This window comes from Methylocystis parvus OBBP, assembly GCF_027571405.1.
Taxonomy (GTDB): Bacteria; Pseudomonadota; Alphaproteobacteria; order Rhizobiales; family Beijerinckiaceae; genus Methylocystis; species Methylocystis parva.
In genome coordinates this window covers 1,013,540-1,033,021 of record NZ_CP092968.1, presented here as the reverse complement: position 1 = coordinate 1,033,021, position 19,482 = coordinate 1,013,540, and the positions used below count along the sequence as shown (strand labels likewise).

Annotated in this window: 15 protein-coding genes; 11 read left to right on the top strand and 4 right to left on the bottom strand. The window is 65.2% G+C overall.

The genetic code is table 11. The features are described 5' to 3' along the window. Positions 1–21: 21 nt before the first annotated feature. A complete protein-coding gene (locus MMG94_RS05125; RefSeq protein WP_016920931.1) occupies positions 22–2,256 on the top strand; it encodes an RNA degradosome polyphosphate kinase in 2,235 nt (744 codons plus the stop codon). Continuing rightward, entirely contained in the window at positions 2,249–3,781 is a 1,533-nt protein-coding gene (ppx, locus tag MMG94_RS05120; RefSeq protein ID WP_016920930.1) for an exopolyphosphatase, read from the top strand. Before MMG94_RS05125 ends, ppx begins: the two co-directional genes overlap by 8 nt. A gap of 162 nt (positions 3,782–3,943) precedes the next feature. On the opposite strand, the gene MMG94_RS05115 is transcribed toward ppx, so the two are convergent. Further along, a complete protein-coding gene (locus MMG94_RS05115) occupies positions 3,944–4,231 on the bottom strand; it encodes a hypothetical protein (RefSeq protein ID WP_016920929.1) in 288 nt (95 codons plus the stop codon). A 244-nt stretch (positions 4,232–4,475) separates the two neighbouring features. On the opposite strand from MMG94_RS05115, the gene uvrB reads away from it, so the two are divergent. After that, entirely contained in the window at positions 4,476–7,052 is a 2,577-nt protein-coding gene (gene uvrB / locus MMG94_RS05110; RefSeq protein ID WP_016920928.1) for an excinuclease ABC subunit UvrB, read from the top strand. A gap of 17 nt (positions 7,053–7,069) precedes the next feature. On the opposite strand, the gene MMG94_RS05105 is transcribed toward uvrB, so the two are convergent. Further along, positions 7,070–8,380 (bottom strand): hypothetical protein, encoded by a 1,311-nt coding sequence (locus tag MMG94_RS05105; RefSeq protein WP_016920927.1) that lies wholly within the window; start codon positions 8,378–8,380, stop codon positions 7,070–7,072. 205 nt (positions 8,381–8,585) lie between these two features. Between MMG94_RS05105 and infA the strand changes: the two genes are divergently transcribed. Both infA and MMG94_RS05095 read left to right on the top strand, forming a co-directional pair. Beyond that, positions 8,586–8,804: a translation initiation factor IF-1 gene (infA, locus tag MMG94_RS05100; RefSeq protein WP_016920926.1), complete on the top strand. Its 219-nt coding sequence runs from the start codon at positions 8,586–8,588 to the stop codon at positions 8,802–8,804. Between the two features lie 24 nt (positions 8,805–8,828). After that, complete coding sequence (locus MMG94_RS05095; protein ID WP_016920925.1) at positions 8,829–9,467, top strand: Maf-like protein; 639 nt, start codon at positions 8,829–8,831, stop codon at positions 9,465–9,467. 38 nt (positions 9,468–9,505) lie between these two features. Here MMG94_RS05095 and alr read toward each other — a convergent pair whose 3' ends face one another. Continuing rightward, positions 9,506–10,651, bottom strand: a complete 1,146-nt coding sequence (gene alr, locus MMG94_RS05090) for an alanine racemase (RefSeq protein ID WP_016920924.1) — start codon at positions 10,649–10,651, stop codon at positions 9,506–9,508. Between the two features lie 153 nt (positions 10,652–10,804). On the opposite strand from alr, the gene MMG94_RS05085 reads away from it, so the two are divergent. Then, on the top strand, positions 10,805–11,548 hold the full coding sequence (locus tag MMG94_RS05085) for a S1 family peptidase (RefSeq protein WP_016920923.1): 744 nt from the start codon (positions 10,805–10,807) through the stop codon (positions 11,546–11,548). 81 nt (positions 11,549–11,629) lie between these two features. Here the strand turns inward: MMG94_RS05085 and MMG94_RS05080 are convergent, their stop codons facing one another. Beyond that, positions 11,630–13,237, bottom strand: coding sequence for a hypothetical protein (locus tag MMG94_RS05080; protein WP_020372464.1), 1,608 nt, complete (start codon positions 13,235–13,237; stop codon positions 11,630–11,632). A gap of 1,121 nt (positions 13,238–14,358) precedes the next feature. On the opposite strand from MMG94_RS05080, the gene MMG94_RS05075 reads away from it, so the two are divergent. The 5 genes from MMG94_RS05075 (at position 14,359) to sdhA (ending at position 19,467) form a co-directional block, all read left to right on the top strand. Beyond that, positions 14,359–15,570 carry an MFS transporter gene (locus tag MMG94_RS05075; protein ID WP_016920920.1) on the top strand — a complete coding sequence of 404 codons (1,212 nt, stop codon included), beginning with the start codon at positions 14,359–14,361 and terminating at the stop codon, positions 15,568–15,570. Between the two features lie 166 nt (positions 15,571–15,736). Then, positions 15,737–16,489 (top strand): outer membrane protein, encoded by a 753-nt coding sequence (locus tag MMG94_RS05070; RefSeq protein ID WP_016920919.1) that lies wholly within the window; start codon positions 15,737–15,739, stop codon positions 16,487–16,489. A 282-nt stretch (positions 16,490–16,771) separates the two neighbouring features. Beyond that, positions 16,772–17,179: a succinate dehydrogenase, cytochrome b556 subunit gene (gene sdhC / locus MMG94_RS05065; protein ID WP_016920918.1), complete on the top strand. Its 408-nt coding sequence runs from the start codon at positions 16,772–16,774 to the stop codon at positions 17,177–17,179. A 13-nt stretch (positions 17,180–17,192) separates the two neighbouring features. Further along, on the top strand, positions 17,193–17,588 hold the full coding sequence (gene sdhD / locus MMG94_RS05060) for a succinate dehydrogenase, hydrophobic membrane anchor protein (RefSeq protein ID WP_016920917.1): 396 nt from the start codon (positions 17,193–17,195) through the stop codon (positions 17,586–17,588). Between the two features lie 46 nt (positions 17,589–17,634). Further along, positions 17,635–19,467 carry a succinate dehydrogenase flavoprotein subunit gene (gene sdhA / locus MMG94_RS05055; RefSeq protein ID WP_016920916.1) on the top strand — a complete coding sequence of 611 codons (1,833 nt, stop codon included), beginning with the start codon at positions 17,635–17,637 and terminating at the stop codon, positions 19,465–19,467. Positions 19,468–19,482: the final 15 nt, after the last annotated feature.

Genomic DNA, 19,482 nt, shown 5'->3' with positions numbered 1-19,482 from the left:
TGGCGAAAATGGGAAAACGGCATGACGGCGAATATTAAGGAAAAGACCGAGCGGGCCGCGACGCAGATCGAGGCCGCCGCGATTGAGGTAATGGACCCTGCGGGCGAGATTCTGGAGCATCCGGACGAGTTGGCGGTCTCCCCGCGCCGTTTCATCAACCGCGAATTGTCCTGGCTCGAATTCAATCGCCGCGTGCTCGAGGAAGCCTCGAACAAGAACCATCCGGTTCTGGAGCAACTTCGCTTTCTCTCGATTTCCGCGAACAATCTCGATGAATTCTTCATGGTGCGCGTCGCCGGCTTGCGCGGACAGGTCCGCTCGGGTCTGACGGCGGTGTCGCAGGATGGGCTCACGCCGTCGGAGCAGCTTTCGAAGATCAACGAGCGCGTCGTCCTCCTCACGAACGAACAGTTACGGCGCTGGCGTGAGCTGCGCCGCGAAATCGAGGAAGTGGGCATCGTCATCGTGGAGCCGGGCGACGTCTCCAAGGCCGATCGCGAATGGCTCGAAGACCATTTCCTCAGCAAGATTTTTCCCGTTCTGACGCCGCTCGCCGTCGATCCGGCGCATCCCTTCCCCTTCATCCCGAATCTCGGCTTCACGCTGGCGTTGGAGCTGGTGCGGCCGGGCGACCGCAAGACGCTTCAGGCGCTGGTGCGCCTGCCCTCGAAGATCGAACGCTTCGTCCAGCTTCCCAATCCGGGCGGCGCGCGCGAGCGATTCATGCTGCTCGAAACGCTCATCGCGATGAACGCGCAGCGCCTCTTCCCTGGTTATTTGCTGCGAGGGCAGGGGCTCTTTCGCGTGATCCGCGACAGCGATCTCGAAGTTGAGGAAGAGGCGGAAGACCTCGTGCTCTTCTTTGAGACCGCGCTGAAGCGCCGTCGCCGCGGTTCGGTCATCCGCCTCGAAGTCGCGGCCGACATGCCGGAGACTTTGCGCGCGCTCGTCGCGGAGGAGCTTGGCGTCGAACAGAGCGAAACCTTCCAGATCGACGGCATGCTGGCGCTCAACGATCTGTCCGAACTCGTCGCGCTCGACCGGCCGGATCTCAAATTCAAGCCCTATAATCCGCGCTTTCCCGAGCGCGTGCGCGACAATGGCGGCGATTGTTTCCTCGCCATCAAACAGAAGGACCTTGCGGTCCACCACCCCTATGAGTCCTTCGACGTCGTCGTGCAGTTCCTGCAGCAGGCGGCGCGCGATCCCAACGTCATCGCCATCAAGCAGACGCTTTATCGCACCTCTAACAACAGCCCGATCGTGCGCGCGCTGGTGGAGGCCGCCGAGGCGGGCAAATCCGTCACCGCGCTCGTCGAGCTGAAAGCGCGCTTCGACGAAGAGGCGAACATCCGCTGGGCGCGCGATCTCGAACGCGCCGGCGCGCAAGTCGTCTTCGGCTTCATCGAACTCAAGACGCATGGCAAGCTGTCGATGGTGGTGCGCCGCGAAGGCTCGGGCCTCGCAACCTACTGTCATGTGGGCACGGGCAATTATCATCCCGTCACCGCGCGCATCTATACGGATATTTCCGTGTTCACCGCAGACCCGACAATCGGCCGCGACGTCTCGCGCATCTTCAATTACATCACCGGCTACGCCGAGCCTGCGGGACTCGAACGGATGGCGGTGTCGCCGATTTCGCTCAAGAAGCGGCTGCTTGAACATATCGAGCAGGAGATGGGGTCGGTGAAGGCGGGCAAGCCTGGCGCCATCTGGCTCAAATGCAACGCGCTCGTCGATCCCGAGATCATCGACGCCCTCTATATGGCCTCGAAAGCCGGCGTGCAGATCGACTGCGTCGTGCGCGGCATTTGTTGCCTGCGGCCGGGCGTTCCCGGTCTCTCCGAAAACATCCGCGTCAAGTCGATCGTCGGACGCTTCCTCGAACATGCGCGCGTCTACGCCTTTGGCGGCGGGCATCCGCTGCCGCATCCGCGCGCGCATGTCTACATCTCCTCGGCCGATCTCATGCCGCGCAATCTCGACCGCCGCGTCGAAGTGCTGATGCCGATCTCCAACCCGACCGTTCATCAGCAATTGCTCGACCAGATCATGCTCGCAAATCTCATCGACAATGAGCAGAGCTATCGCGTGCTGCCCGACGGCTCGTCGCAGCGCATCGTTCCGGCGGAGGGTGAGGAACATTTCAATGCGCACAAATATTTCATGACGCATCCGAGCCTGTCCGGCCGCGGCAAGTCGCTCAAGGACTGGCGCCCGCGTTCGCTGCTGAAGCGCAAGCAAGATGCTTAAGAGATTCCTTCGGCCGGAGCGGATCGAGCAGCCTGCGCCCAGCTCGGCCAAGCCGGTGGCGATCGTGGACATCGGCTCGAACTCCGTGCGTCTCGTCGCCTATCAGGGCCTCTCCCGCGCGCCCACGCCGATCTTCAACGAGAAGGCGATGTGCGGTCTCGGCAAGGGCGTGGTGACGACGGGGCGGCTTCCGGAAGAGGGCGTCGAGAGGGCGCTGAAGGCCCTCAAGCGCTACCGCGCCTTGTGCGAAACGATGCGCGTGCTCGACATCGAGGTCATCGCCACCGCCGCCGCGCGGGACGCCGAGAACGGTCCGGCTTTCCTCGACGCCGCGCGCGCCGCGATCGGCCGCGACATCGTCCTGCTTTCGGGCAAGCGCGAAGCGGAGCTGTCGGCGCTTGGCGTCATTTCCGCCGTGCATGAGCCGAACGGCGTCGTCGGCGATCTTGGCGGCGGCTCGCTCGAACTGATCGACGTTGCGGGCGACGAGCTTGGAAAAGGCGTCACGCTGCCGCTCGGCGGACTCGCCCTGATGGACGCGTCGCGCAAATCGCCGCGCGAAGCGACGCGCATCGCGCGAAAGGCGATCGCCGGCGCCAAGCCTCTGGAACATTTGAAAGGCCGCACCTTCTACGCGGTTGGCGGCACATGGCGCTCGCTGGCCAAGCTCCATATGCGACAGCGCAACTACCCGCTCGGGGTGATGCACAATTATCGCATCCAGACCAACGAAGCCGCGGATTTTGCGGCGCTTGTCGAACATGTGGACAGCGCGGCGATCGAGGATATCGAGACCGTGTCGGCGGCGCGCCGGCCGCTGCTCGCTTACGGCGCCATCGTGCTCGACGAAATCATTCGACGCGCCAAGCCGCGCGAGATCGTCATCTCCGCCGCGGGCGTTCGCGAGGGACTTTTGTTCGAGCGCCTTTCCGAGTCCGAACGAAAGGTCGACCCGCTCCTTGCGGGCTCCCGCGAGCTGGAGACGCTCTTTGCGCGCGCCTCGGGCTATGGCGATGAGCTTATCGCCTGGACCGACGCCTTTCTCGCTTCCAGCGAGATCGACGAGTCGCCCGAAGAGAAGCGGCTGCGCCACGCCGCCTGTCTGCTCTCCGACATCGCATGGCGCGCCCATCCGGAATATCGCGCCCAGCGGGCGATGAACATCGTCACCCACGGCCCCTTCGTCTCGGTCGATCATCCCGGCCGCGCCTTTCTGTCGCTCGCCATCATGATGCGTCACGAGGGCCCGGACGGCGGCGCGGGGATTGGCGCGGTGCGCAGCCTTCTGACCACGCGCCTCTTCGTGCGCGCGCGCCTGCTCGGCGCGGCGATGCGCGCCGCCTATGTGCTCTCGGCCTCCATGCCCGGTATTCTGCCGCGCACCAGCCTGCTGGTTCGCGGTGGGCTTCTGACGCTTCGTCTACCGGCTGATTATACGGACCTCGCCAGCGACCGGGTGCTCAGCCGCGTCAAGACGGTCGGCAGGCTTCTGGGCGTCGACGCGCGAATCGAGATTGGCGGGTAAAAGCCCGCCGGTCCGGCTTCTGACTGAATTTCGACGTCCTTTGGCGAAGATCATTCTTCGCCAAAGGTCAAAGACCGTCGCGCCAGACGCTGAGAAAACTTCTCGAAAGACGCCGCCTGCCGCCTCTCCGGCGTAGCAGGGGAAGGGCTGCGAAGGGGGCCGTTACCCGCCCGTCAGCCGGCGCAGATTGCGCTCCACCCGCCGCTTGTAGACCGCCACGGCGCGGCCAGCGGCGTGATGGGGCTGGCCGGTTACGATCGCCCGCGCGGCGGCGAGCGACGCCTCCGCCGCCGCGTCGATCTTCTCCGCGACCATCAGGCTGCTCTCCCGATTGGGATCGACCGCGCCGAAGGCCATTTTGGTCAGCCGCATGGCGATGACCGCATTGGCCGTGACGCTCAAAGCGAGCGTATCGACGAAAAGCGTGGTCAGTCCCGGCCTGCTGTTCATCAAGGTGAGTCTCCCTCGGCAAAGAGGTCAAGTTTGCGCCATTCGTGACACAAATGCAAAGGCCGGGCCGCTTCAAGGGTTAGGCTTTCGTTGCTGCGACGCGGCGCCTGGGCCGCCGCTGGGCAAAGCCCAAAATTTCAAAGGACGGGCGGAGGCGTTGGTCGCCAAAAGAGCAGGACGCCCGCTTTCTCTGCAAAAGCGAAACCCGCTTTCCTCCACCCGCAACACCCCCCATATTGCCGCCATGGCGAAGTCCCCCGAAAAGCCCAAGAAAGACGCACCGAAGAAAGACCCCGCGCGGCCGACGCGCGCCAAGGCGTCGAAGCCGGAGCTGGCGCCGCTCGCGCCGCATCTCGCGCAATTGCTCAACCCCGCGCTGGCGCCCGGTTTCGAGGACGCCGGGCAGGCGGAATATGACGCCTCCGATCCGCTTGGCGACGAAGAGGTTCAGAAGTGGGTTCTGGGCGATCTGCCGCCGCAGGGCGGGGGCGTGCAGGCGACGGCGGATTCGCTGGCGCAATTGCTGCGGCTCGGCGATCCGAACCTTCGCGACAAGCAGCCCTGGGTTCCGCACCGGCCGGAGCGGCCGGAGAAATCCGAGGGCGGCGTCAGTTTCGATCTCGTCTCCGAATACACGCCCAAGGGCGACCAGCCGGCGGCGATCGCTGAGCTGGTGAAGGGCATAAAGGCGGAGGAGCGCGATCAGGTGCTGCTCGGCGTCACCGGCTCGGGCAAGACCTTCACCATGGCCAGCGTCATCGCCGAGACGCAGCGGCCGGCGCTGATCCTCGCGCCCAACAAGACGCTGGCGGCGCAGCTCTATGGCGAGTTCAAGAGCTTCTTCCCAAATAACGCCGTCGAATATTTCGTCTCTTATTACGACTACTATCAGCCCGAGGCCTATGTGCCGCGCTCCGACACTTACATCGAAAAAGAGTCGAGCGTGAACGAGCAGATCGACCGCATGCGCCACGCCGCGACGCGCGCGCTGCTGGAGCGCGACGACGTCATCATCGTCGCGTCGGTCTCCTGCATTTACGGCATCGGCTCGGTCGAGACCTATACGGCGATGACCTTCTCCGTGCAGCTTGGCGAGAAGCTGCAACAGAAGCAGCTCATCACCGATCTCGTCGCGTTGCATTACCGCCGCGTGCAGGCGGATTTCACGCGCGGAACGTTCCGCGTGCGCGGCGACACCGTCGACATCTTCCCGGCCCATTATGAGGATCGCGCCTGGCGCATTTCCTTTTTTGGCGACGAGGTGGAGTCGATCTCCGAATTCGATCCGCTCACCGGCAAGAAGACGGTCGATCTCGAATTCGTGAAGGTCTACGCCAACTCGCATTACGTGACGCCGCGCCCGACGCTGCTGCAATCGATCAAGGCGATCAAGGATGAGCTGAAGCAGCGCCTGGACGAGTTGAATCGCTCGGGGCGTCTGCTCGAAGCGCAGCGGCTCGAACAGCGCACGCGCTTCGATATGGAGATGATGGAGGCGACGGGCTCCTGCGCCGGCATCGAGAATTATTCGCGCTATCTCACCGGCCGCAAGCCCGGCGAGCCGCCGCCGACCTTGTTCGAATATCTGCCCGACAACGCGCTTGTCTTCGCTGATGAAAGCCATGTGTCGATCCCGCAGATCGGCGCCATGTATAAAGGCGACTTCCGCCGCAAGGCGACTTTGGCCGAATATGGGTTTCGCCTCCCGTCCTGCATGGATAACCGGCCTTTGCGCTTCGAGGAATGGAACGCGATGCGGCCGCAGACGGTGGCCGTTTCTGCGACGCCGGGCGGCTGGGAGCTGGAGCAGACGGGCGGTGTTTTCGTCGAGCAGGTCATTCGTCCGACAGGGCTCATCGATCCGGTCGTCGAGGTGCGCGAGGCGCGATCGCAGGTCGACGATCTTCTCGACGAAGTGCGCGCGGTTTCGCAGATCGGCTATCGCTCGCTTATCACCGTTCTCACCAAGCGCATGGCCGAGGACCTTACCGAATATCTGCACGAGAACGGCGTGCGCGTGCGCTACATGCACAGCGACATCGACACGATTGAACGCATCGAGATCATCCGCGATCTGCGCCTCGGCGCCTTCGACGCGCTGGTCGGCATCAATCTGTTGCGTGAAGGCCTCGACATTCCGGAATGCGGCCTCGTCGCCATTCTCGACGCGGACAAGGAAGGCTTCCTGCGCAGCGAGACCTCGCTGGTGCAGACCATCGGCCGCGCCGCGCGCAATGTCGACGGCCGCGTGATTTTGTACGCCGATCACGTCACAGGCTCGATGAAGCGCGCCATGGACGAGACGGAGCGCCGCCGCGCCAAGCAGATGGCGTATAATCTCGAAAACAACATCACGCCGGCCTCGATCAAGCGCGGCATCGCCGACATTCTCGGCAGCGTCGCCGAGCAGGATCATGTGACGGTGGATACCGGTTATGACATCGCGCCGGGCCACAATCTCGCGGCGACGATGGCCGATCTCGAAAAGCGCATGAAGGAGGCCGCGGCCGATCTCGCCTTCGAGGAGGCGGCGCGGCTGCGCGACGAAATTCAGCGGCTGCAGAAGATGGAGCTGCTCGGCGATCTGCCGCCGCTGGAGCGTGCGCAAAGGGCGCGCGAGGTCTCGCGCCACAAGGGCCGCGAATCGTCCGATGCGGCGCTGGCGACCCGCGCCCGCAAGCCGACTGACGCCGATATGGGCCCGCACAATTTCGGCGGCGGCGAGGCGCGGCCGATCGGGCGCATGCCGCCGGCGCGGCCGGCCGGGCGGTCGAGCGGAGGAAAGCCGGGCACGCGGACGGTGAAGGGGAAGCCGAAATAGGCCTTTTGGCGAGCGATCTAAATCGGGATGCCGAACAGGGACACCGCAAGCGGGCCGCCGATGAGGATGGCGGTCAATATCGTCTTCGCGCGCGACTCACGCATCGCCGACAGCGCAGATAGCCCCGCGAGCGGCACAATCCCGATGAGCGGCAGATAATAACGCGGATAAGCGTCCGCCAAATAGGCGTAAGCCACATGGTGGCGGTAGCTGAAGACAAGATGGCAGGCGAGAGTGACGCAGAGGGTAGCGAAGCCCGCGACGATCAGCACGTCGTCCGGCGTCTCTCTCTTGCGCAATAACCGGCGTCCTGAGATCCATGCGCCCGCCATCGCGCAGAAGATGGCGAAAACAGGGGCCGCCAGCACGGCGTATTGCAGCGCGTTTCGTTCGCGCGGCGTTGGAACCCAATGGATGAAGAACGCCTGCGCAAATTTTGCCGCAAAGCCGAGGAAGGAGAGGCGCGGCGCATGCTCCCAGCCGAGGTCCGGCGGGGCGGTGCTTTTGAGCAGTTCGATCTGGCCGGGCGTGTCTGGCGCCGGGCCGCCATATTGCACCCATAGCGCCACATAGGGGGAGGCGGCGACGAGCGCCGCGATTACGGCCGCCCCGATCCACGAGGGCTGGCAGTCTCCGCGCGATATCATCGTCGCCAGAACGCCAGCGATGAGTCCGCCCACAAGCAATAGGCCGGTGAGCTTAGCCAGACCCGCGACAATCAGGCCCGCGAGCGCGACTATGAGCCAGGCGCCCTCGCGGGTGGCCAGCAATCGCTGGGAGGCTAGAAGCGCCAGGGCGCCGCCGAGAAAGGCGGGATTGTCGTTGTTTGCGGCGCCGGCGATGGAGGGTAGCATCGGAATGGCTAAAAGCGGCAGATACCAAGCATATTCTTCGATCTTCGAGCGTTTGTCGCCAGAACTCAGCATTAAAAGGGCGCAAAACCCGGACGCAGCGATGACGATATTGATCAGCCTCAGAATCACCAAGCTTCGGGGATTCCCTTCGACCTTGGGACCTAGCCGGGCGAGCAGCCAGTAATAGGGCGACGGATGGTTGAGGTAATTCGGGAGATCCATGAAATGGAAGGTTTCCGGATCTAGTAGGCGCATGGCCGCGAAATCGGGCGAGGCTTCGCCGGTTTGCTGGAGGTGCGCCACGTAGGAGACATGGGCGACCTCGTCGAAGCCCTGCCTGAAGTCGCGCTGGACCGCGCGGCTGATAGCCGCGGCCACGAAAAGGCACAAAACGAGAATCTTGATGAAATGGAGGCCGTCGCGGTCGCAACGGGCGGGGGCGGCATTGGCGGGGCGGAGGGCTTCTGCAAACATGTGGCGAGGCTACCGACGCATTCCTAACTCTTCGCTACCTCGCTGCGCGGGTGAGCGCAGCGCTTCAACTCTGTTGTTCACAAATTCGACTTTCTCGATTAGGGTCCGCGCCGACGCCGCCGCCCGTTCGGGCGCTGCGGCCTTTTTGCTTTTCTGCGCTATCTGACCGATCGACCGGGCTGGAGGGCGCTGCCCAAGGAACCACATGGCCAAGGAAGAATTGCTCGAATTCCCCGGAATCGTCACCGAACTGCTGCCCAGCGCGATGTTCCGGGTGAAGCTCGAGAACGATCACGAGATCATCGCCCATACCGCCGGCAAGATGCGCAAGAATCGCATTCGCGTGCTCGAGGGCGACAAGGTGCTTGTGGAAATGACGCCCTACGACCTCACCAAGGGCCGCATCACCTATCGTTTCCGGTAATCTCTTTCGGCGGAGCCGCTTTTCGTGACAGCCGAACCCGCCGCCCCCAAGTCGAAGCTGATCCTCGCTTCCGCCTCGCCTCGCCGCCTCGCTTTGCTGCAGCAGGCCGGTCTCGAGGCCGACGCGCTTTTGCCGGCCGACATCGACGAAACGCCGCATAAGGGCGAATCGCCCCGCGCTCTGGCCGTTCGACTCGCAAGCGAGAAAGCGACCGCCGCGGCCAAGGTGCGGTCGGCGCATGACGATCTGAAGCAGTCCTACCTCCTCGCCGCCGATACGGTGGTCGCCGTGGGCCGCCGCAGCCTGCCCAAGCCGGAGACGACCGAGGAGGCGGAGGAATGCCTGCAGCTGCTTTCCGGACGCCAGCACCGCGTCTATACGGCGGTGAGCCTGATCAATCCGCGCGGCTTCGAACGCAAAAGGCTTGTCGAGGCGCGGCTGCGCTTCAAACGGCTGAGCTCGATGGAGGTCGACGCCTATCTCGCCTCCGGCGAATGGCGCGGAAAGGCGGGCGGCTACGCCATTCAAGGGCTCGCGGGGACTTTTGTGGTCAAGCTCGTGGGCTCCTATACGGCGGTTGTGGGCCTGCCGCTTTACGAGACCGTTTCGCTGCTCGCCGGGGAGGGGTATCCGGTGCTGCAGCCCTGGTTCGCAAAGGCGTAAGGCCTTTCTACCGCGCCGCGCGGCGCCGGGGATAAATCTTACCCCGCATAGCGCCGCGAATAGCGACGCCCCAGCCTTGTCAGCACCTCGTAGCCGATCGTCCGCGCCCGTCCGGCGAGCGCCTCGACGTCGATCGTCTCGCCCAGCAGCTCGACCCATTGGCCCCTTTCGGCGGCCCCCTTTGGCGCGTCGGTGACGTCGAGCACGATGTAATCCATCGAGACCCGGCCGATGAAGGGGCAGCGCGCGCCGCCGACGATCGCTTCGCCGGCCGGCTTGTCCGGAGCGGCCGTTGCGGAGATCGGGAGGCCGTCGGCATATCCCGCGCCGATGGTCGCGACGCGCGACGGGCGAGGGGCCTTCCAGACGCCGTCATAGCCGACCGTCTCGCCGGGGGTGAGGTCTCGGACCGAGACGATGCGCGCCAGCAGCCGCGCCACGGGGCGCATCGGATTGGCCGCTTGCGGCGTCGGGTTGCCGCCATAGAGCGCATAGCCCGGCCGCACGAGGTCGAAATGCGGCTTCTGGGGCAGGAAGACGCCGGAGGAATTGGCGATGGAGCCCGAAAGGCCAGGGAAATGCGTCCGCGCGGCCAGGAAATCGGCGATCTGCCGGTCGTTGACCGGATCATCCGCCGATTGGGAGCTGAGGAAATGGCTCATGATCAAGGTCGGGGCGATCCCCCGCGCCCGAATCGCGACGTCGGCCGCGTCGCGGGGAGCGAAGCCTAGGCGGTTCATGCCGGTGTCGAAATGAAGCGCCGCCTCGAGTTTGCGGCCGAACGTCACGCCCGCCGCCGCCCATTCCTCCAGCTCGGCGAAGGAGCCGATGCAGGGGCGCAACTCCGCCGCCGCGAGGCGCGGGGCGCAGCCGGGGACGACGCCGTCGAGGACATAGATGGCGGCGTCCGGCGCGAGGGCCCGCGCGGTCTCGCCCTCCAGCAGATTGGCGACGAAGAAGGTCTTGCAGCCCGCGCCCGACAGGGCCCGCATCACGGCGGCCTGTCCGAGCCCGTAGCCGTCGGCCTTGACGACGGCCCCGCATTGGGCGGAGCCGGCAAGGGCGGCGAGCATGCGCCAATTGGCGGCGAGCGCGGAAAGATCGATGGTCAAAAGCCCGGTTTCGACCGGCTCCGTGGCGGCGGGGGCGGTCAAGCTGCGCTTGGCGGGCGAAATGATTCCCATGGACGGTCAGTCTAGACGCCGAAACACGGCGGGGAAATGGCGCCCGCCTTTGATCCGCCTCTCATTTAGCCCCTCGTCCGGAGCCGGCGCACTGTGATTTGCGCGGGCAAGGCGCTAGTTTGGTCGAAAAGAGTCGCGCCGAGAGGGACGAGGATGTCGATTGATTCACTGCTCCTCGCCTCAGCGCGGCTGTGCACCTTTGCGGGCGACCTCCATCTGACCAACGCCAGCAGCTTCTTCTTCGAGCGCGGCGGGCGGCTGTTTCTCGTGACGAGCCGGCATGTGATGCGCGACGATGCGAGCGGCCATCGCCCGGACCGTATCGAGATCGAGCTCCATATCGACCCCGACAATATCGCGCAGATCGTCCCCTTTTCGATCCCCCTCTATCGCGAGGACGCGCCGCTTTGGCGTCAGGGGATCGATCAGGCGGGAGAAATCGACGTCGCCGTGATAGAGATCGATCGGCCTGCTCTGCCGGAGACCAGCGTCTTTCACGCTTTTACGCCTGCTCATATGGTCGATCCCGCCGAGAACGTCGATATCGGCGCTTCGGTGCTGATCGTCGGCTTTCCGCTCGGCTTTCACGACACGCTGCATCACACGCCCGTCGCGCGGCAGGCGGCGATCGCCTCCGCCTTCGGTTTGCGCTTCCAGGGCCAGGGCTATTTCCTTACCGACGCCCGCACGCATCGCGGCGCGAGCGGCGCCCCCGTGGTGATGCGCGACGTCGAGGCGCCCTCGACGCCGGACGATCTGCCATGGCGGCTCCTTGGGGTGCATTCGTCGCGGCTGGACGTGGGCACGCGCGACTTGAACCAGGACGAGGCGCTGGGGCTGAACTGCGCCTGGTACGCGGATATTCTGCTGACGCTGACGGAAGACGAGCCGGCTTGAGCGCCGCGCTTCCAATGAGAGAGCCGGCAGGCTACTCGCCGGCCGGCTCTCCTTTTTCAGTGTCTGTCTCGATATTAGCGCTTACTGCCCGACCGAGAGCGGGATGTAGAGCGCCTGCAGCTGACCGCCCTCGACGAGTTCGACGTCCGCCGACGGCTTGTGGTTCTGCGTCGTCAGCAGGAAATAGCCGTCGCCGAGAACGGACGACGCGTCGATGACGCCCGAGGCTTCCTCGTCATTGGTCTGGAAGTTCGGGTTGGTCTGCGCGTTGCCGGCGAAGAATTTCGGGTTGTGAACCGCGATCTGCACCAGCTTGCCGGAGTCGATGCCGTAGACATAGACGCGGCCGCGACGATTGTCGGCCCCGACATCCTCCAGCAGGACGATGCGGCCGTTCTTGTCGATCGCGATGTTGTCGAGCATCTGATAGGTCGGATCATCGTCCGGCGTCGAGCCGGCGCCGGGATAGAAGGCGTTGCTCAGCAGCATGGTGAGTTCGCCGCCGGCCTCGGGACGCGTAATGTCGTCGAAGCGCAGACGCCACAGACGCGACGGGCGCCAGGTCGAGGCGCTGGCCGTGATGCGGCCGGTGGTCACGAAATAATAGTCGCGCTCCTTGCCCGGACGCGGATCCCAGGCGCCGTCCTCGATGCGGATAAGCTGCATCGCCTGATTGTCGAAATCCATGTCCTGGATTTCGACGCCGCTGCGGTTGGTGACGTCGCCATAGCTCACGGCTTCAAAGCGCGCGGTCGTGATCGCCGGCGCCGACGTCCCGAACACGAAGTCCTTGTCCTCGCCCAGCACGACGCCGTTCGGGGTGCGGACGCGGATGCCGTAGAGAATGCCGTTGCTCAGGCCGGCGAGCTGAACGGGGTTGCCGCCCGAGGACTGCTTCGCGCCGATATACATATGGAGTTCGCTCGAGGGCTCCGTGCAGCCGGACTGGCCTTCGGTGCGGCAGACGGTCGCCTTGGTGACATTGGTTTCGCGATTGGCGTCGTCGCTCAGCATCACGATGGTCTTGAGCTGCGGATAGGGGCTCGCGACCACGTTTTCGAACGAGAACTTGCCCAGCGCCGGCAGTTCGACGGCGGTGTTCGCCGCGATGACATGCGCGAAGGCGCGGCCATGGTCGGCGGCGTTCGGGGGCGTGGTTTCCTCGCCGTCGAAGAACATCGGGTCGGTCGTGCCGACGCCGTTGTAGTAGAAGGCGCTCTGAGCCGGCAGATCGGCCGAGCAGAAGCGGTCCCAGGCCGTCGTGCCGGCCTTCCACAGGCTGCCGTTTCTCAGCCAGACGTCGCCCCAGTCCTGGTCGCGGCCGCTGGTGACCATGAAGTTCAGCTTATTGATCTGCCAGCGCGACACGAAGGCGCCCTTGGAGCCATGCTTGCGCGGCGCGCCGAGACTCTTGCCCAATTCGTGATTGGCGACGATCTCGAAATAAAGACTCGCGGCGGTCGGGTCCGCGGCGGGCGTGGGGATGATGCCGAGGCCGTCGGGAATGCCGGCCATGCGCCAGCCTCCGACCGAATCGCCGGTCGTGAGAATCGACACCGTCCGGACGCCCGAGACGGTCGGCAGGAGATAGGGTTCGGTCGACGTGCTCGGCCCGACCTGCTGGGCCAGCGCGGTCGTGGAGAACGCGGCGGCGAGCGCTGCGAGCTTGATGGAATAGATGCGATTCACCGGGAGCCCCCCATGAGACTGCGGGATATGAGGCATGCAAGCGTGCCGGAGCGCGGCGGCGCTCGTGCCGGCTCAATGGCGCCTCGGTGATTCATTTCCGTGTCGGAAATATTATGTCTCGTTGACAGCTTGCCGAAGTCTCTGGCGAGACGCGCTTTTTCAAAATTGAATCTCGGCCGGCGGCGATGCGAATGGGCTGCCGGCGTTCGACATTGCCGTCGCGGCGCCGCCTTCCGTCCTTGATCCCTCTCCGCCGCATCGCGGGGAGAGAGGCGGGGTCGCGATTGAGATATGTGACGCCAGCGCTCGTTGCTGGCGGCTTCTCTTGTATCGACCGCGATCCCAACTGGCGCCGCCCCTACAGAAATTTCTCAGATGAATTCGCCAACGCCAAATCCCCCGCCGCCGAAACCGACGCGAGGCTTGGAACAGGAAGCCGGGACGCCCCGGCCCCGTTCGGCCGAGTGCGTGAAAAATAAAAGCGCACGGAGCATGAAGCGTCCCGGCGCGGTCTTTATTCGCGCGCACCTTTCCAGCCGGGATTTGCGTCATCCTGTGACGTTGCCCCCGTCGCCGGCGCGGCCCGCCTGCCGACGGCCCGCTTCTTTCCCGACAGGCGAGACCGCCTGCCGGGCGCGTCGCAAGGACCTCCCATGCGCCGCCGCCCAAGCCGCGAGCGCTTTCCCTTTCGGTACTCGCGCCCCGTTTCGCGGCCGGCTACTCAGCCCAGCTTTGACCTCCGCACGATGGAGAAGATCGGCTGGCGACGCCGGGGACCGTTAGAGCGAGGGTCGTCGCTCCATCCTTGACCGACCCCGCCGGCGCCGCCGACCCGACGACGCCCCTGCAGTTGGCGAGGCGGAGGCAGGATAGGGGAGGCTTGGGGCGTGGGGATAAGTCTTGTGGGGACACCCCTCCCAAGACGGAGTCATTGTCCAGCGGATAGATGGGTTACAGAACTGGCCGGATAGATGGGCGACAGTTTTGCTGGCGTTTTGGGTTGCGCCGGGGTGGGGTGGCGCGGCGCAGGGGATGCTGGCGGCGGCCGCTTTTTCTTTTGCGCCTGTCGGCGCGGCCTCATGCTAAACCTGCGCCCATCTTCCGGCTCCGGACAAGCAAGCATGACCGACGACGCCTCCCGCCGCTTCTCCCGCCTCCGTCAGATCCCGCCCAGCGTCTGGGCGCTGGGCCTCGTTTCGCTGTTCATGGATTTCTCCTCCGAGATGATCCATGCGTTGCTCCCGATCTATCTCGTCGGGACCATGGGCGCGACGATGGCGCAGGTCGGCGTGATCGAAGGGGTCGCGGAGGCGACGGCGTCGATCGTCAAGATTTTCTCGGGCGCGATTTCGGACTGGTTCGGCAATCGCAAGCTGCTTGCGATTCTCGGCTACGGCCTCGCGGCGGCGACGAAACCGATGTTCCCGCTCGCGCCCAATGTCGGCTGGGTGACGACCGCCCGCTTCATCGACCGTGTGGGGAAGGGGATTCGCGGCGCGCCGCGCGACGCGCTCGTCGCCGACGTCACGCCCCCCGAACTGCGCGGCGCCGCCTTCGGCCTGCGCCAGTCGCTCGACACGGTCGGCGCCTTTCTGGGCCCCGCCGTGGCGGTGCTCGTGATGTGGGCGACGGTGGACGACATTCGCGCCGTCTTCTGGATCGCCTGCATCCCCGCGGTCGTCGCGGTGGCGGTGCTGGCTTTCGGCGTTAGCGAGCCGGAGGAGACGCGCCCGGCGCGGCCGGCGCGCTTTCCCCTGCATTGGAACGAGCTCAAGGGCCTCGGCGGCGTCTTCTGGCTCGTGGTCGGCGTCTCGACCCTCTTTAGCCTTGCGCGCTTTTCGGAGGCGTTCCTGATTCTCGAGGCGCAGGCCGTGGGCCTGCCGGACGCGCTGGCCCCGCTCGTCCTCGTCGCGATGAATGTCGTTTACGCCGCCGCTTCTTACCCGGCCGGCGCCTTTTCGGACCGCGGCGACCGGGTGACGCCGCTCGTCGCCGGATTGATCGCGCTCATCGCCGCCGACGCGGCGCTCGGCTTCGCCCGGTCGCAGCCGCTCGTCTGGGTGGGCGTCGGGCTCTGGGGCCTGCATATGGGGCTGACGCAGGGGCTCTTCGCGGCGCTCATCGCCGATTCCGCCCCGGCGGGACTGCGCGGCACCGCCTTCGGCGTTTTCAACCTCAGCGGCGGGCTCGCCTTGTTGCTCGCAAGCTTCGCCGCCGGAAAGCTCTGGGACGTCTACGGATCTTCGGTCGCCTTCGCGGCAGGCGGAGTCTTCGCCGCCCTCGCGCTCATCGGGTTGCTGATTTCCACGCATGTGGCGCGCCGCCGCCGCTGATTCGGCGCATCTTGGAAAACTGTTGCGCCCCCGCAACAGCGCCGGATGAATCTCGCCATTCGCGGCGAAGGCCGGAATTTGCCTACATGATGACCGAATCTTGGATGATTCTCAGGCATATCCGCAAATGAGGCGCGCATTACGCCCAAATATAAGGCAGACTTCGATGAAGAAAATTGCGCTCGGTCTGGCGGCCGCGAGTTTCGGAGCCGTCTCCGCTTTTGCCGCGGACCTGCCATCCCGCAAGGAAGCGCCGGTCTACGCGCCGCCGCCGCCCGCCTTCACCTGGACCGGCTTCTATGTCGGCGCGAATATCGGCGGCGGCTGGCTTGAAAGCTTCAACCGGACAGGCTGGGGCACGACCTTCAACGGCCTTTGGTGGGTTCCGGCCTATTCCACAGGGAATGGCGGCGCATCGAGCGGCGGCGGCGTCGTGGGCGGCGTGCAGGCCGGCTATAACTTCCAGTTGACCCCGTCATTCGTCGTCGGTCTCGAGGCGGATTTCCAGGGCGCGAGCATCGGCGGCGGCAACGGCTCGGGATGGTGGGGCGGCGTCTCCCGCCGGGTCGACGATTTCGGCACGGTGCGCGGGCGCGTAGGCGTCGCCTTCCCGGGCTGGTCGCAGTTGCTGGTCTATGGAACCGGCGGCTTCGCTTATGGCGACGTGCGGCTCAATCATGGCTGGCTCGGCAATCTGCATGGCGCGGCGATCGGATGGTCCGCCGGCGGCGGTCTGGAATACGCCGTGCTGCCGAACTGGTCGGTCAAGGCCGAATATCTTTTCACCCATATCGGGACCGACCAGTGGGGCGGCGCCAATCTCGCGCAGCATATTGTGGGTTTCCACACGGTCCGCGCGGGGTTGAATTACCGCATCAACTGGGGCGCATTCGGGGCGCCCGTGGTCGCGGGCTACTGACCGCCGCCGCGCTGGAGCGCATTGCGCAAGCTGATAAGCGATTGCGATCAGAATACGCATCAGCTTTTTGATTTGGCGCGATTTCCGCGGGAAATCGCGCCAGCTCCGCGAAGCGAAAGCCCCGCAATGCGGGGCTTTCGCGCAAGAGGCGCCATGCAATCCTTTTCCCGTGGCCCGACGGGTAGGGTCCTCGCCTAGTTGCGGCGCCGCAACATTTGAATTATCCACTCTTTAGGACGCCTTTTCGGACTCATTCCGAAAAAGCGCGCGAGGGGGACACGCATGGCAAACGCCGGAACGGACGAGAGCGCCGCCAAGCGCCCTCTGTCGCCGCATCTGACCATTTTCAAGCGCTGGCTCACCATGGCGATGTCGATCGCGCATCGCATCACCGGGGCCGGTCTCTATGTCGGCATGGCGCTCATGGCGCTCTTTCTGCTGGGCGCGGGCATGGGCGGCTGGCTGCACGCCCTCACGGGCTGGCTCGGATCGGGCTTTATCGGCGGCCTGATCGTCTTCCTCATCACCTGGGCGATCTTCCACCATCTGCTTGGCGGAATCCGGCACGCGTTCTGGGACCGCGGCCTGTACATGGACAAGGACGGCCGGGAGCTGCTCGCTCAGGCGTCGCTCTATGGCGGGGCCGGGCTCACCGTGCTGCTTTGGATCATCAAGTCCCTTGCGGGCTAACGGAGGCGCGTCGATGTCGGTTCCGACCCATTTCAAGAGCGGGCGCAGCGGCCAGGGAGCCGCCTATGTCTCGGATCACGAGGGCTCCGCCCATGCGCGCTTCATGCGTCTCTCCTCCTATGCGCTGGCGCCGCTCGGCGTGCTCTCCGCATGGTGGCTCGCGGGGATCGCGGGCAAGTCGATAGAGGGCGTGAAGGCCGAGATCGGCCATCCGCTTCCCGCGATCGTCCTCATCGCCTTCGGCATCCTCGGCATGATCCACGCGCGCCAGGGCATGAACGAAATCATCGAGGATTATGTCCATGACGCGGCGCTGAACGAGAAGGCGCTGCATTGGAACAGGATCGCCTCCATCGCGATCGCGTTCGTCTGGACCTTCGCGATCATGCTGATCGCGGCTCCGAAGTAGCGCGCGCTCAAAGCCGCTGGAAAAGACCATAACAAAGGCTTCGATAATGGTTGCGAATGGCGCTGCTTCATCCGTGTCGATTGGCGGACGTGCCTATCCGATCGTCGATCATACATTCGACGTCGTGGTCGTCGGGGCCGGCGGCTCCGGCCTGCGCGCCGTCGTCGGCTGCGCCAAGGCGGGACTGAACGTCGCCTGCGTCACCAAGGTCTTCCCGACCCGTTCGCATACTGTCGCGGCCCAGGGCGGCGTCGCCGCCGCGCTCGGCAATATGGGACCGGATGACTGGAAATGGCACATGTACGACACCGTCAAGGGGTCGGACTGGCTCGGCGATCAGGACGCGATCGAATATCTCTGCCGCAACGCCCCGCAGGCGGTTTATGAGCTCGAGCATTGGGGCGTGCCCTTTTCGCGCACGACCGAGGGCAAGATCTATCAGCGTCCCTTCGGCGGCATGACGACCGACTTCGGCAGGGGCCCGCCCGCGCAGCGCACCTGCGCCGCCGCCGACCGCACCGGCCACGCCATGCTGCACACGATGTACGGGCAGGCGCTGAAGCATGAGACGCAGTTCTTCGTCGAATATTTCGCGATCGACCTCATCATGGACAGCGAGGGCGTCTGTCGCGGCATTGTGGCCCTCAAGCTCGACGACGGCACGATCCATCGCTTCCGCGCTGCGCTCACCGTGCTCGCGACGGGCGGCTATGGCCGTATCTATCTTTCGGCGACCTCGGCGCATACCTGCACGGGCGACGGCGGCGGCATGGCGCTGCGCGCCGGCCTGCCGCTGCAGGATATGGAATTCGTGCAGTTCCATCCGACTGGCATTTATGGCGCCGGTTGCCTCATCACCGAGGGCGCGCGCGGCGAGGGCGGCTATCTGACGAATAGCGAGGGCGAGCGCTTCATGGAGCGCTACGCGCCGTCCGTGAAGGACCTCGCGCCGCGCGACATGGTTTCGCGCGCGATCACGATGGAGGTGCGCGAGGGCAGGGGCGTCGGCAAGCGGAAAGATCACGCCTATCTGCATCTGGAGCATCTCGACCCGGCGATCCTGCATGAGCGCCTGCCGGGCATTTCCGAGAGCTCCAGGATTTTCGCGGGCGTCGACGTGACGCGCCAGCCGATCCCGATCATTCCGACCGCGCATTACAATATGGGCGGCATCCCGACGAATTATCACGGCGAAGCGCTGCGCAGGATCGACGGCGATCCCGACGCCGTCGTGCCGGGCCTGATGGCGATTGGCGAGGCGGCCTGCGTTTCGGTGCATGGCGCGAACCGCCTCGGCTCGAATTCGCTGATCGACCTTGTGGTCTTCGGCCGCGCCGCCGGCCTGCGCGCCGCGGAGGCGGTCAAGCCCGGCCAGACGCAGCCGGAGTTGCCGAGAGATAGCGCCGAGCTGCCGCTGTCGCGTCTCGACTTCGCCCGCAACGCCAATGGCTCGACGTCGACGGCGGCGCTGCGCGACAAGATGCAGCGGGTGATGCAGTCGCATTGCGCGGTCTATCGCACGGGCGACGTGCTGGCCGAGGGCGTCGCCGGCGTTCATGAAGTGTGGCGGGCGACGGCGGATGTGAAGGTCTCCGACCGCTCGCTGATCTGGAATTCCGACCTCGTCGAGACGCTGGAGTTCGACAATCTCATCGTGCAGGCGGCGGTGACGATCGAATCCGCCTTGAACCGCAAGGAATCGCGCGGCGCCCATGCGCGCGAGGATTTCCCCAACCGCGACGACGCCAACTGGATGAAGCATACGCTGGCGACGATCGACCGCGAGAAGAAGACGGTCGCGATCGATTACCGCCCGGTGCACAGCTACACGATGACGAATGACGTGGCTTATATCGAGCCGAAGGCGCGGGTGTACTGAATACATCTGGCGGGC

Bases quoted from the DNA above. Each gene is read 5' to 3' on its own strand.
- sdhD (WP_016920917.1), top strand. From the start codon at position 17,193: ATGTCGGTTCCGACCCATTTCAAGAGCGGGCGCAGCGGCCAGGGAGCC.
- MMG94_RS05115 (WP_016920929.1), bottom strand. From the start codon at position 4,231: ATGAACAGCAGGCCGGGACTGACCACGCTTTTCGTCGATACGCTCGCT.
- MMG94_RS05105 (WP_016920927.1), bottom strand. From the start codon at position 8,380: ATGTTTGCAGAAGCCCTCCGCCCCGCCAATGCCGCCCCCGCCCGTTGC.
- sdhC (WP_016920918.1), top strand. From the start codon at position 16,772: ATGGCAAACGCCGGAACGGACGAGAGCGCCGCCAAGCGCCCTCTGTCG.
- MMG94_RS05075 (WP_016920920.1), top strand. From the start codon at position 14,359: ATGACCGACGACGCCTCCCGCCGCTTCTCCCGCCTCCGTCAGATCCCG.
- MMG94_RS05125 (WP_016920931.1), top strand. From the start codon at position 22: ATGACGGCGAATATTAAGGAAAAGACCGAGCGGGCCGCGACGCAGATC.
- infA (WP_016920926.1), top strand. From the start codon at position 8,586: ATGGCCAAGGAAGAATTGCTCGAATTCCCCGGAATCGTCACCGAACTG.
- MMG94_RS05070 (WP_016920919.1), top strand. From the start codon at position 15,737: ATGAAGAAAATTGCGCTCGGTCTGGCGGCCGCGAGTTTCGGAGCCGTC.
- sdhA (WP_016920916.1), top strand. From the start codon at position 17,635: ATGGTTGCGAATGGCGCTGCTTCATCCGTGTCGATTGGCGGACGTGCC.
- MMG94_RS05085 (WP_016920923.1), top strand. From the start codon at position 10,805: ATGTCGATTGATTCACTGCTCCTCGCCTCAGCGCGGCTGTGCACCTTT.
- alr (WP_016920924.1), bottom strand. From the start codon at position 10,651: ATGGGAATCATTTCGCCCGCCAAGCGCAGCTTGACCGCCCCCGCCGCC.
- ppx (WP_016920930.1), top strand. From the start codon at position 2,249: ATGCTTAAGAGATTCCTTCGGCCGGAGCGGATCGAGCAGCCTGCGCCC.
- uvrB (WP_016920928.1), top strand. From the start codon at position 4,476: ATGGCGAAGTCCCCCGAAAAGCCCAAGAAAGACGCACCGAAGAAAGAC.